The organism is Kitasatospora sp. NPDC098663 (assembly GCF_044760075.1).
GTDB lineage: Bacteria > Actinomycetota > Actinomycetes > Streptomycetales > Streptomycetaceae > Kitasatospora.
On sequence record NZ_JBIWAP010000008.1, the window covers coordinates 220,857 to 234,149 of the forward strand.

Below are 13,293 nucleotides of genomic sequence, written 5' to 3' on the forward strand. Positions count from 1 at the left end.
CTCATGCGCCGTACCGCTGTTGTCATGATGACCACGCTGCTGGCCTCCGCCGCGGCACTCACCGTCCCCGCCGCCGCCCAGGCGGCGTCCACCGCAGCGCGCCAGGCCGCGCCCGTCACCGCCCAGGCGGAGCAGGCGAGTTCGAGCACCGCGCTGGCCGGCGGGTGCAACGCCCTGGCCGCCGGCGGCGGCCAGGTCATCGGAACCTGTTCGGGCATCAGCCCCCTGCAGATCTGGCGCGTGCAGGCGCAGTGCCAGTACTACGTCAACAACACCGGCCCGTACATGCGCATGGCGATCGGCGCCGCCGTCGTCGGCAGCGGGGTGAGCACCGCCATGTGCAACTTCGGCGACACCGTCACGTTCCCGCAGGTCGTCTTCCTCGGGACGGTGCCGCCGCCGGTCGCCGGGCCGCAGGGCCAGATCAGCGGCTACGCGAGCAAGTGCGTCGACGTCCAGGGCGGCGAGAACAAGAACGGCACCGCGGTCCAGATCTACGACTGCAACGGCACGAACGCCCAGAAGTGGACCGTCGGCGTGGACGGGACGCTCCGCGCCCTCGGCAAGTGCATGGACGTGCAGGGCGGCAACACCGCCAACCACACCATGGTCCAGCTCTACGACTGCAACGGCAGCGGCGCCCAGCAGTGGAAGGCCCAGGCCGACGGCTCGCTGCTCAACCCGCAGTCCGGCCGCTGCCTGGACGACCTGGGCTTCGCCACCAACAACGGCAACCAGCTCGGCATCTGGGACTGCAACGGCGCCGACAACCAGAAGTGGAACCTCCCGCACTGATCCCCCCGCATGATCGGCCCGGCCGTGAGCGCCCCCACGGCCGGCCCGACGGGCCCCGCGAATCCCACCTCCGGAGCCACGGGGTCCGGAGGTGGATTCCCGCCGGGGACATGACGGCTTCGGCAACCCGGCACGGGCTGTCGAAGAAGCCGTTCGAAGACCTGGACAACTCCGCAGAGATCACGCCGTGCTCCGGATCCGGGCCCGTGACTGACCGAGCGCCAGGACTAATGGGACGCGATGGCGTGATCCGACCAAGGACCACGCGGACGTGGCGCATTGGGTGGAGGAGAACCGCAAAGTCCTGGTCTTCACCGACGACGGCATCACCCTCACCACCAGGAGGGCCGGGAGCCGTCGCCCGGGAAGCGAGCCGACCAAGATCCTCCTGATGCTGGCAACCTCGCAGGCGCGGGGCCGACCCGCCCCCCTCACCGGGGGCGGGCCCTTTCGCAGAGCAATCCCCGCGAGCGCGGGGCCGACCTCTCCCAAGCCGTCCCCTTGGCCTTGTTCGGGGAGCAATCCCCGCGTGTGCGGGGCCGACACTGCGGCCTTCGCCTTGATGGTGCCGAAGGTGGAGCAATCCCCGCGAGCGTGGGCCGATCCGTGCCACCGAATCGGCACTGATGCTAGCGGAGAGCAGTCCCTGCGTGTGCGGGGCCGACTGCTGCTGAACGAGGAGACGCGCCGCATCACAGTTCTGCGGATCACCAGCTTGTCCTGACCGCTTGCGCAGCAGTGTCCTGGCCTGCGCGGGGAGGGCTTGGGCGGACGCGGCCGTCGGGTCGACAGGCCGGCACGGCCCCGAAGCGATGACGTGCGGCGGTCTGGTCTGTACCAATGATTGCAGCAGCCATTGCGGGCTTGGCTCGCCACTGCGCCCGGCGGTGCCCGATCGCCGTGTGGCCGCGATTGCGTTTCCGCAGGTCAGGGTACCTGTCATGGCTTCGCTGTCAGTGCGAGCCGCGCACTCACTCGGGCGGGTGAACCCCAGGTCACAACCTGGTCATGTCGATTGCGAGAATCGCAACGCGACTGTACGGTCGCAGCATGGATGCCGGACTGATTGAACGCGTGCGTCAGGTCATCGGCTCAACGGGTGAGACCCAGGCCGTCATGGCGGAGCGCATCGGAATCTCCCCAGACAAGCTGTCGAAGTCGCTTGGCGGGAAACGCCGCTTCACCTCCCTCGAACTAGCGCTGATCGCCGATTTCGGCGGCAGAACCGTTGACTGGCTGCTGCGCGGCGCTGAACCACGCACAGCGCTCGGTGCAGCCGCGCGGAAGGCGGGCGCCTGTGAGCACACCACCGACGAAGTGCGCACACTCCTGGGCCGGTACGAGCAGGTGATCGACGCCTTGGCGCGGATCGGGAGCGACCTGCCGAGGCGTGCCCACAACCGCCCAGAGGGAATCGGCGGCGCGCAGCTCGCCCAGGCCGCCCTGGCGGCAGTGGGAACCGACCCCTGGACTCTCTCGACCCAGAATCTCGCCTCAAGCTTCGAGCAGGCCTTCGGTGTGGAGATCGCGGGCGTCGATCTTCCCGACAAGCTGGACGGCCTGTCCTGGTCGACCGACAGCTTCGACCTCATCCTCGTTGCCAAAACCAATGTGTGGACACGCCAGCGGTTCACTCTTGCCCACGAACTCGGCCATATCCTCGCCGGCGACGCGCATGACGAGGCGGTCGTCGAGAAGGTGCAACCGGGCCGGTCGACCACCGCGATGGAAGTGCAGGCGAACGGGTTCGCCGCGGAGTTCCTCATGCCGCGTACCACCGTTCTGGCCGACGCTCGGGATCGAACGGTCGACGGTGACCTGGTGGCGGAGCTGGCCTGGAAGTACCGCGTGTCGCCGAGCGCGATGGCAACGCGGCTGAAGGTGCTGGGAGTCCTGACTGCTGATCAGCGCAGGCAATGGGGTGTGATGTTGACAGCTGACGGCGCCAGGATCGCCGGCGCAGCGGGGGCCCTGGAGCAACACATGGTCAACACCGAGCGCAGCCAACGTGGTTGGCATCCTCGACGACTAACAGAGCTGGCAATCAAGGCTTATGCTTCGGGTGATACGACAGTCCGGCCGCTGGCAGCCCTCCTGGACCGAGACCCGGACGTGCTCCTAGACCTCCTGGAGCCCGCCCAGCCCGAGCCCGAGCAGCAGCAGGTGGCACCGTCCGATCCCGGAACGGAGCTCGCGTTCAGCCCATGATCATCTGCTTTCCCGACAACACGGTCCTGTGCAACTTCGCGTCCGTCTCCAGGCTTGACATCCTGAAAGGCGTGCTGAGCGGCCGGGGCCGATGGACGGAAGCAGTGGCGTACGAAGCCAAGCGATCATCTCGATATCTGCCGGCCCTGGACCCACCCGACGTCTCCCGCTGGCTGGGGGATCCGATCGAAGTCGACGACCCCGAGGCCGTGGAGCGGATTCGACAGGGCGTGTTCTTCGGTAGCCCGTCGGATCCGCTCAGGCATCTCGGGGAGTCCGAGACCCTGCACATCATCAGCACCCGGGTGGAGTTCAAAGAGGCCACGTGGATCAGCGACGACAAGGCGTCGCTGGACCTGGCGCGACACAGAGGCATCCCGACGATGCGCACCAAAGACGTGATGGCGATGGCCTGCGTCGGGTTCATCATCTCGAAGCAGGAGGGGTTCGCTCTTCTCCAGCAAATGGTGATGAACGGTCAGTCCATACGACTGCCTGCCACCGCAGATGATCTGATGCGTTGAACATGCAGTTGCGCCCCACCCCGACTCTCCGGGGTGGGGCGCAGCTACGTCCGGCATTGTCACGCCGAACCCCTACTCGGATCGGTACGACAATGACTTCATAACCCCCCCGCGGGCCGCGGGGCTGACGAGCGCTGGCGGTCGCGATGCATCTCCGCCTGAGAGCAATCCCCGCGAGCGCGGGGCCGACGCGGAGGACCCCACGAACACCGAGGGGACGGAGGAGCAATCCCCGCGAGCGCGGGGCCGACGTGCAGCACGCCGGCGGGCTGAGGATCGCCTCGGAGCAATCCCCGCGAGCGCGGGGCCGACCGCGGCCCAACCCCCCACCGCCGTCACTTTGCGGAGCAATCCCCGCGAGCGCGGGGCCGACCCCATGCGGTCCGCGATGGCACGGTCGCGGTCGGAGCAATCCCCGCGAGCGCGGGGCCGACCAGCGGCTCCTACACTGCGCTGCAGCAGCTCGGGAGCAATCCCCGCGAGCGCGGGGCCGACACTTCCTGACCTGCGGTGATTCGTGTCAGGGGCTGTCAGTTGCTTCAGTTCGATTAGGTAGGCGGTGTGTGAAGGAGTTCATGTCTCTTCTTGCGCGTGGGGGAGTTGTCGGTGCTGTGTCTTGCTCGCGAAGCGTACTCGTGTGGGGAGGTTCGGGGCGATGCTTGGGGACGGTTGGTGCTGGTACCCGCCCGAGGTCAGGAGCTGGTTGGGCGGGCCGGGGATAGCCCGTTGCTGTTGTACATGCTGGACGCCACGGTGGTGGCGGAGGTCGGTTGGCATCACTTGCTGACGCCGGTGACGCCGGGGCGTTTGGACCCTCTCGTTAGGGTCGAGGTGCAGTGCCGAGCGGTAGATCCGCCGGCCGCCTCCCGTTCGCCAGTTCGCCACCTGCCGTCCCGGTGCCGGGTTCAGGGGTGTTGTCCGCTGTCCTGGAGGCTGTTGCGGTCGGTGGTGCAGGTGTCGAGTGTGGGGCATCGGTTGACGGTCCGGTGGACTCGACGGTGTGGCGGCGGGCGTCGGGTAGCACCGTGGTGTGTTACCAACGGCGCGGGCGCCGTGATCCGGGCGAGGGCGGTTTGGCACCGTCTTCGACAGACCCTGTCAGGCTCGTGTCCGCCTTGCTCGCACCCTCGATGAGACCAGCTCTCGGGGTCACCGGTGCGATGGGCTGGTCTCCTGAACCATCCCCGCGAGCACGGGGCCGACCTTTCCCAAGTCGTCCCCTTGGCCTTACTCGGGGAGCAATCCCCACACATGCGGGGCCGACAGCGCGGCCTTCGCCTTGATGGTGTCGAAGGTGGGGCAATCCCTGCGTCCGCGGGGCCGACGGCCAGTTGGACCCGCTTGCCTCTCGGGATGAGGAGCAATTCCCGCGAGCGCGGGGCCGACCCGGGGTGGACGCGGACGTCGCTGAGTCGGTCGGAGCAATCCCCGCGAGCGCGGGGCCGACACCCGGATGAAGGTCAAGGCGGCAAGCTACAAGGAGCAACCCCCGCGAGCGCGGGGCCGACGTGGGGTGGTCTGGTCAAGGCCCTGACCGGCGGGAGCAACCCCCGCGAGCGCGGGGCCGACGCGTACGGCGGGCGGGGCGGCCAGGCACATCGGGAGCAACCCCCGCGAGCGCGGGGCCGACTTCTGGCCTAGACAATCAGGACGGTACTCCGGAGAGCAACCCCCGCGAGCGCGGGGCCGACCCGGAAGGGTCGTTGCGGCAGTATGGCGAAACGGAGCAATCCCCGCGAGCGCGGGGCTGACGAGGCGTCCGCCGCTACCAGTGTGGCGGTCCAGGAGCAACCCCCGCGAGCGCGGGGCCGACAGCCGGCCGTCCTCGCCGAAAGGCCCGTGCATGGAGCAACCCCCGCGAGCGCGGGGCCGACGCAACGGTCCAATGGGACATCCCCTCTTGGGAGGAGCAACCCCCGCGAGCGCGGGGCCGACCAGGGGTGACGCAGGGGACGGGGAGGTCTCGGGGAGCAACCCCCGCGAGCGCGGGGCCGACCTCGTGCGGGACGGGGGAGGCGGGGCGGGCCATGAGCAACCCCCGCGAGCGCGGGGCCGACGCCTGCCGCAACAGGCTGCGGCGCTCGTGCTCGGAGCAACCCCCGCGAGCGCGGGGCCGACACTTCCTGACCTGCAGCGATTCTCCTCAGAGAGCGCCGATTGATTCAGTTCGATTTGGTAGGCGATCCGTAGCGGCGGTCATGTGGTGTCGTCGTCTCTTCTCACGGCCAAGTCCATTGTCGGTGCCGCGTTCTAGGCTCTTGAAGCGTACTCGCACATGGAGGTCGGGACGATGGCTGAGGACCGCTGGCAGTGGTACCCGCCCGAGGTCAGGGGCTGGCTGGGCGCGTTGTGGGGGAAGTCGGCCGGGCGGGCCGGGGGGTCTGCCAACCTCCTGCTGTCGCACATGTTGGACACTGCTGCGGTGGCGGAGGTCATCTGGGACCGCTACCTGCCGCCCGTGACAAAGCGGCGCCTGGACGCCGTCGCGGGCGGCCGGGGGAAGGGGCGGCGTCTGTTCGCCTGGCTGTGCGGGATCCATGACTACGGCAAGGCCGTCCCCGCCTTCCAACACATGGACTCCGACTTGGCGGACGCCGTTCGCCAAGCGGGCCTCTCATGGAACAAGTACGCGGTGAAATCCGAGTCCTGGCGGCACGACAAGGCCGGCGGTCTTTTGCTGCGGGCGGCGCTTGCCGACGCGGGGTGGGTGGAGGAACAGGTCGACTGGGTCTGGCCGTTGGTCGCCGGCCACCACGGTCGCTTCCCCACGCTGGGCCAGCTGCCTCCGAAGAAGGCGGACCTGCAAGGGAAGGGGCCGTCCTGGAAGCTGGCCCAGTCGGCGCTGGTGGAGGTGTTCTCCCGGGAGCTCGGCTTCGGGGGAGGGGCGCCGTTGGCCGCGGTGGAACCTGTCCTGGTGCCGGGTCGTGCGGTGCAGCTCCAGCTGTCCGGCTTCGTGGTGATGGCGGACTGGATCGCCAGCGACGAGCGGCACTTCGCCGGGGTGCCGGACCTGGCGGCGGTGACGATGCCGCAGGCGCGGCAGCGGGCCGCGGCGGCGTGGGCGCGGCTCGGTCTGCGGGGCGGGTGGGGAGCGCTGCCAGTACCCGGTCCGGAGGCGTTCCGGGACCGTTTCGGCCACGGGCCCAGGCCTTCGCAGGAGCTGGTCCTCGACGTGGTGCGCCGGATGGGCGGACCGGGACTGGTGATCGTTGAGGCGCCGATGGGGGAGGGCAAGACGAAATCCGCACTGGCTGCCGTCGAGTTGATGGCGGCGCAACACGGTGCGGACGGGGTGTTCCTGGGCATGCCGACCCAGGCGACCGCGGACCCGATGTTCACCCAGGTCCGTTCGTGGCTGCGTCAGGTCGGCGACGGGCTGGAGGACCAGGTCGCGCTGCTGCACGGCAAGCGGATGTTCAACAAGGAGTGGCGGGGCCTGCTTGAGGGCGCCGGTGAGTGGGGGCAGGACGCCGACGACTGCTTCGCATCAGTGGGCGAGGACGAGTACGGCCTGCCGGCCACCTACGCGGACGGATGCCAGGAGGCGGAGCGGAAGGTTCCCGCCGAATGGTTCCTCGGCCGTCGTCGCGGTCTGCTGAGCCCGTTCGCGGTCGGCACCGTCGACCAGCTCCTGTACGCGGCGACCCGCACCAAGCACGTGATGCTCCGGATGGCCGGCCTGGTCGGCAAGGCCGTGATCCTGGACGAGGTCCACGCCGCCGACGTCTACATGTCGCAGTTCCTCCTGGAGGGCCTGTGGTGGCTCGGGCAGGCTGGGGTGCCGGTGGTGCTGCTGTCGGCGACCCTCCCGCCCGAGCAACGCCGCCGCCTCGTCGCCGCATACCTGGCTGGTACGCGGTCCGCGGAGGTTTCGGAGGCACTGGAGCTGCCCGAGCCGCAGGGCTACCCGAGCGTGACGGCGGCCTGGACCGGGCGGGACAGCAGCACGGAGCTGTTGGTCGAGAGCACCGGGTCCTGGCGCGAGGACCTCCAGGTGCGGGTCGAGGTGCTCGACGAGCCGCCGGCACGTACCTCTTCCCACCAGGACCTGCAGCACGCACCGGAGCCGGCGGACGCCGCCGTGACCGACTACCTGCGGGAGCGACTGGCCGACGGCGGATGCGTGCTGATCATCCGCAACACCGTGGCCCGCGCCCAGAACACGTTCGACGCCCTCCGCAAGGAGTACGGCTCCGACGTCCGGCTCCTGCACGGCCGTCTGCACGCAGGCCACCGGGCGGACCGCACGCAGGAGGTGCTGCGCCTCCTCGGCCCGCCCGAGAAGGGTGTCGAGCGTCCCGGCAGGCTGATCGTGGTCGCCACCCAGCTCGCGGAGCAGTCCTTCGACGTCGACGCCGATCTGCTGATCACCGATCTCGCACCCATGGACCTGCTCCTCCAGCGCATCGGCCGCCTCCACCGCCACGACGGCGTCAAGCGCCCCCGCGCGCTGTCCCGGCCCACGGTTGTCGTTACCCGCACCGGCCTCGACGGCGAGAAGGTACCGTCCGTCCTGCGCGCCTCCGAGAAGATCTACGGCCGCTACCTTCTCCTGCGGACGGCCGCCGAGGTCGAGCGGGCGGCGGCCGCCGGAGGCGCGTGGAACATTCCGGGCCGGGTGCCGGACTTGGTCGCCCGGGTCTACGGCACGGTCCCGGTCGTTCCGGCGGCGTGGGCCGAGGCCGAGGCGCAGGGTCGGCAGGAGTGGGAGGAGCGGCAGGCCGAGCGTCGAGCGAAGGCGGCCGAGTACGTGCTGACCCGAGCGGGGGAGCACGGGTCGCCGACGCTGGCAGGGCTGCACTTCGGAGGTCACGGCACCCTCTCCGAGGGCCAGTTCGAAGCGCTCGTCCGGGACGCGGACCCCAGCGTGGAGGTGGTCCTGGTCCGGCGGGAGGAGGCGGACGACTTCCGGGCGGTGACGGGCCGCAGGCTCGGGCCGAACGGCGAAGTAGCTGCGGAGGTGGTCGACGACGTGCTCTCCGGGACGGTGCGCCTTCCCGCCCGGCTGACCGAGGCGGCGAAGCAAGCGCTCGGCCCCCTGCCGGGGTGGCGGGACCATCCGTGGCTGCGCTACAGCCTGGCCCTGGAGCTCGACGGACAGGGCGAAGCGGCCATCGGTGACTTCCGGCTGCGCTACGACGACCTGCTCGGCCTCGTGGTGAGCGGAGGAAGACCGACCCGGTAGCGGGGCGTGTGGGTGGAACAGACGGAGTGTCGCCCCGCCCACACGCCCCCAACCCCGCGAGCGCGGGGCCGACTTTCAGCCGGAACCGGCTCGAAGACAGAGCCAGGGGCCATCCCCGCGCACCAATCCTGCGGGGCCGAGGGGCAATTCAAGCATTCGCCCCACAACAGACCTTCGCCGATGCCACGATGAACCAGTAGCAAGCCAGACAAAGCCAGTTGGGAGATCGGCGCGTGCCTGGGTACAACCTTGTCGAGGAACCGTGGCTGACAGCGCGGCCCGTCGGCGGCGGCCCGCCCGTGGAGCTGGGGATCGCCGAGGCTCTGGCCCGGGCCCACGAGTTCGAGGGCCTCGTCGTCGAGTTCTCCACCCAGCTGCCGGCAGTCCTGCGCCAGGTCCTGCTGCCCGTCGTCGCCCACGCCACCGGCGCTCCCGGGACCCTGCGGGAGAAGGGTGACCGGCTCGCACAGAAGGACGGGTTCACGCAGGACGAGCTCGACAGGCTCCAGGCCTACCTCGACGAGCACCGTGCGAAGTTCGATCTCTTCGACCAGGTCGCCCCGTTCGCGCAGGTCGCCGACTTGCGGACGGCCAAGGGCGAGACGAAGGGCTCCGCTGCCCTGGTGGCGACGGCGGCGAGCGGCAACAACGTCCCGCTGTTCGCCAGCCGCAGCGACGCGGACCCGCTCGACCTGACGCCGGCCCAGGCCGCCCACTGGCTCGTGCACACGCACTGCTGGGACACCGCGGCGATCAAGACCGGTGTCGTCGGCGACGACCAGGTCAAAGCGGGCAAGACGACAGGGAACCCGACCGGCCCGCTCGGCCAGCTCGGCGTCATCATTCCCACCGGGCGCACCTTGTACGAGACCCTCCTGCTGAACCTGCCGGTCACCCCGGCCGGCGTCCTCGGAGCCCCGCAGTGGACAAGGGGTCCGCACGGCCCCGCCTGGACTCCGCGCCCGGCCGAGGGCCTGCTCGACCTGTGGACGTGGCAGGCCCGGCGGATCCGGCTCGTCCCGCATCAGGACGAGGCTGGTCGGCTGAAGGTCGCCCGGGTGGTCGTCAGCGCCGGTGACCGGCTCACGCTCCTGCCCGTGCAGGAGCCGCACACCGCCTGGACGTTCACCGCGCCCGCCAAGAAGTCCGCGTCGGCCGTGCCCGAACGCAGGCCGCGCCGGCACACCCAGGGCAAGGCCGCGTGGCGGGGACTGGACGCCCTCCTCACCCCGGCCCGCCAAGGCCCGGACGGCGTCTTCGAGACCAGCGTCCTGCTGGACGAGGCCAGTGCCCTGCGGGTACTCGGGAAGCTCGACGCCGACTACCCGCTGCAGGTCGAGACCTTCGGCATGGTCTACGGCACCCAGTCCTCCGTCGTCGAGGACGTCATCCACGACGTGATCCCGCTGCCGCTGCTCGCCCTCCACCAGGACAGCGAAGCCCACGAGCTCCTCCTGGACGTCGCCGAACAGGCAGAACGCCTCGCGAAAGCCGTCAACAACCTCTCCGCCGACCTGCGCCGAGCCGCTGGCACCGACCCCATCCCCTGGGACAAGGGTCAGCGCCCCGGCGACCTCCTCCTGCACACCCTCGACCCCCTGGTGCGCCGCCTGCTCGCCGGCGTCCGTGCCGCCGGTACCGACGACGACATCCTGGAGCGGGGCAGGCTCGCCTGGGAGGAACTCGCCCACCACCGTGCGCGGGGCACCGCGAACGAGCTCCTGCTGGCCGCCCCCGCCACCACCTTCGAGGGGCGCACCGTCAGCCCGGCCGGCAAGTCGGGCAAGCCGAAGGCCTACACGCTCGGCACAGCCGGTGCCAACTTCCGGAACCAGCTCCACGAAATCCTTCCCCGGTACGCCGACGCCCTCCGGGAAGCGGCCGCTGCCCGGGCCGCCGAGACCGGACCCGACCCCGACCCCGCCCCTGGAGCGGACCTTGACGACTGAACACACCACCCCCGCCAAACGGCGCCCGTACTGGGACGCATGCACCGCCCCCGACCACACCTGGCGCCTCGACCCCCGTAGCGGGCAACCGCGCCGCCCGCCCGGCGAAGACCTCGCGGCCCTGCGCTCCGGCCTCGGGCGCCCCGTCATGGACAGCCCCAAGATGTGGCCGCTCTACAGCTGCGAGGTCAACGACGTCCTCGCGCTGCGCGACGAGGTCTCCGACGAGCAGAAGGCCGAGCACGCCGCCCTCGCCCTCTACGGCCTGCACCAGCAGAGCCAGTCCACACCGATGCACCGCCGCGGTACCAAGCTCGGCGAAGCCCTGCGAGCCCTGCGCCGCAGCGGCAAGTTCAGCGAAGAGGCGCTCGACACCCGCGTCGCCCAACTCGCGGGCGCCACCAGCGTCTCCGCACTGCTCGTTCATCTGCGCGGCCTGATCATCCAGCTGCGCACCGTCGGGCAGCCGCTGGACTACAACCACCTGATGGCCGACATCCAGGCCTGGCACCACACCGACCGGCGCCCGCAGGTCCGCCTCAAGTGGGCCATCGGCTACCAGGCCTGGAAGGACAAGGCCCCCGCCGGCTGATCGCGCTTCGATCCACCCGGACTACCACCCATCTACGGAGTAGCGCATGACCGACCGCCTCTACATCGACGTGCACATCCTGCAGACCGTCCCGCCGGCGAACCTCAACCGGGACGACAACGGCAACCCGAAGGAGGCCTACTTCGGCGGCAAGCGCCGCTCGCGCGTCTCCTCCCAGGCCTGGAAGCGCGCCACCCGCATCCACTTCGCCGAGAGCCGCGACCGGCAGGACCTCGCCACCCGCACCAAGCGGATCGCCTCCCAGCTCGCCAAGGGCATCGCCGAGCGCACCGGCATCGAGGCCGAGGCCGCGCAGCGGATCGCCGGCGCCCTGATCAAGTCCACCGGCATCTCGGCGGGCAAGAAGGAGGGCGACACCGCTTACCTCCTCTTCTACGGGCGCCGCCAGCTGGACGGCATCGTCGACCTGGTCGCCGACACCGCCGCCGACCTCGCCGCCCTCGACGCCAAGGCCCTGGAAGAGGCGGTCAAGGCGCTGCCGGTCAAGGAACAGCTCCAGAGCGGCCACCCGGCGGACGTCGCACTCTTCGGACGCATGGTCGCGGACATCCCCGGCCTGAACGTGGATGCCGCGACGCAGGTCGCGCACGCCATCTCCACTCACGCCGCCGAGCTCGAGTTCGACTACTACACGGCCGTCGACGACGAGAACACCGCCGAGGAGACCGGCGCCGGCATGATCGGCACCATCGGCTTCAACTCCGCCACCCTCTACCGCTACGCGACCGTCGGTCTGCACCAGCTGCGCGGCAACCTCGGCGACGACAAGGCCGCCGTCGACGCGGTCGACCTGTTTGTCGACTCCTTCGCCCGCTCCATGCCCACCGGTTACGGCAACTCCTTCGCCCACCGCACCCGCCCGAGCCTGGTGGCCGTCGTCGTGCGCGCCGACCAGCCGGTGAACCTCGTCTCCGCGTACGAGAACCCGGTCCCGGCGAGCCGGGGCATCGTCGCGGAATCCGCGCGCCGCCTCGCCGGGGAGTTCGCCACCGCCACCGAGCAGTGGGGCGACACCCCGCTGTACGTCGGCATCTGCCACACCTTCACCGAAGGCGGCGACGAGACCAGGGAGGAGCTGACGAAGGCTTTCGGCGCGAACCGCACCTTCCCCGAGCTGCGCGAGGGACTGCGCACCGCCCTCACCGAGCGGGTGAACGACAACTGATGCCCGCCAACCCCACCCCCACGCAGGCCACGGCCGACGGGGAACAGGCGGTCCTCGTCCTGCGTCTGGCCGGCCCGCTCCAGTCCTGGGGCGACCGTAGCGCCTTCAACCGCCGCGACACCCCGCCCCAGCCGACCAAGTCCGGCGTCGTCGGCCTGCTCGCCGCCGCCGCCGGACTTGGTCGCGAAGCGGACATCACCGCCCTGGTCGGCCTGCGCCTGGGCGTGCGCATCGACCAGCCCGGCACGCTGCTGCGCGACTACCACACCGTCAGCGACTACCGGGGTCGGCCGCTTCCGCAGGCCGGCGTCAACGCCAAAGGCCTGCAGAAGCCGACCTCCCCGGCCAAGGACACCCACGTCACCCACCGCTACTACCTCCAGGACGCGGTGTTCGTCGCCGCCGTCCAGGGCCCGGCCGCCCTCGTCACGGCACTCGCCGAGGCGGTCCGCCGCCCCGCCTTCCCGCTCGCCCTCGGCCGGCGCTCCTGCGTCCCCACCCAGCCGATCGCCCTCGGCGAGGTGCGCGGCGGCACCGTGGAAGACGTCCTGGCCGAGGAGCCCTGGCAGGCGGGCCAGGCTGCCAAGAACGCCTACCGACGGCGGGCCGAGCGTGCCCCCGAGCCGTTCTCTCCCCACCGGATCGACCTGGCCGCGACCTTCGACGACCCGTCGGGCGGCGACACCTTCCAGGACGTCCCGCGCTCCTTCGACCCCCGCGAACGCGGCTTCTCCACACGGCGGATCCGCCACGCCTGGCTCGACGTCCCCAGCGGGCTCGACCCGATGACCACGCCCGCCGAACCGGCCGCCGCGGCCGACGGCCACGACCCGTTCGCCCTGCTGGGCTGGTGA

Annotated in this window: 8 protein-coding genes and 2 CRISPR repeat arrays; all 8 genes read left to right on the forward strand. The window is 70.5% G+C overall.

All coding sequences use genetic code 11. The features are described from left to right. The first annotated feature begins 24 nt into the window (after positions 1–24). The 8 genes from ACIQVZ_RS11640 to cas5e all read left to right on the forward strand — a co-directional run bounded on the left by ACIQVZ_RS11640 (position 25) and on the right by cas5e (position 13,293). Entirely contained in the window at positions 25–795 is a 771-nt protein-coding gene (locus ACIQVZ_RS11640; protein ID WP_402449023.1) for an RICIN domain-containing protein, read from the forward strand. 1,050 nt (positions 796–1,845) lie between these two features. Next, the gene (locus tag ACIQVZ_RS11645) at positions 1,846–3,003 is read left to right on the forward strand and encodes a helix-turn-helix domain-containing protein (protein ID WP_402449025.1); all 1,158 of its coding nucleotides are present in this window, start codon (positions 1,846–1,848) and stop codon (positions 3,001–3,003) included. Then, the gene (locus tag ACIQVZ_RS11650; RefSeq protein ID WP_402449028.1) at positions 3,000–3,527 is read left to right on the forward strand and encodes a hypothetical protein; all 528 of its coding nucleotides are present in this window, start codon (positions 3,000–3,002) and stop codon (positions 3,525–3,527) included. The genes ACIQVZ_RS11645 and ACIQVZ_RS11650 overlap by 4 nt, the downstream gene beginning before the upstream one ends. A 101-nt stretch (positions 3,528–3,628) precedes the next feature. Next, positions 3,629–4,022: a CRISPR direct-repeat array (repeat unit 28 nt; unit sequence GAGCAATCCCCGCGAGCGCGGGGCCGAC). 687 nt (positions 4,023–4,709) lie between these two features. Continuing rightward, positions 4,710–5,645: a CRISPR direct-repeat array (repeat unit 21 nt; unit sequence CCCCGCGAGCGCGGGGCCGAC). 172 nt (positions 5,646–5,817) lie between these two features. Then, positions 5,818–8,712, forward strand: coding sequence for a CRISPR-associated helicase Cas3' (cas3, locus tag ACIQVZ_RS11655; RefSeq protein WP_402449029.1), 2,895 nt, complete (start codon positions 5,818–5,820; stop codon positions 8,710–8,712). A 233-nt stretch (positions 8,713–8,945) separates the two neighbouring features. Continuing rightward, on the forward strand, positions 8,946–10,661 hold the full coding sequence (gene casA, locus ACIQVZ_RS11660; protein ID WP_402449031.1) for a type I-E CRISPR-associated protein Cse1/CasA: 1,716 nt from the start codon (positions 8,946–8,948) through the stop codon (positions 10,659–10,661). After that, entirely contained in the window at positions 10,651–11,253 is a 603-nt protein-coding gene (casB, locus tag ACIQVZ_RS11665) for a type I-E CRISPR-associated protein Cse2/CasB (RefSeq protein ID WP_402449033.1), read from the forward strand. Before casA ends, casB begins: the two co-directional genes overlap by 11 nt. Positions 11,254–11,299: 46 nt before the next feature. Beyond that, the gene (cas7e, locus tag ACIQVZ_RS11670) at positions 11,300–12,439 is read left to right on the forward strand and encodes a type I-E CRISPR-associated protein Cas7/Cse4/CasC (RefSeq protein WP_402449035.1); all 1,140 of its coding nucleotides are present in this window, start codon (positions 11,300–11,302) and stop codon (positions 12,437–12,439) included. Beyond that, positions 12,439–13,293, forward strand: a complete 855-nt coding sequence (gene cas5e / locus ACIQVZ_RS11675) for a type I-E CRISPR-associated protein Cas5/CasD (RefSeq protein WP_402449036.1) — start codon at positions 12,439–12,441, stop codon at positions 13,291–13,293. Before cas7e ends, cas5e begins: the two co-directional genes overlap by 1 nt.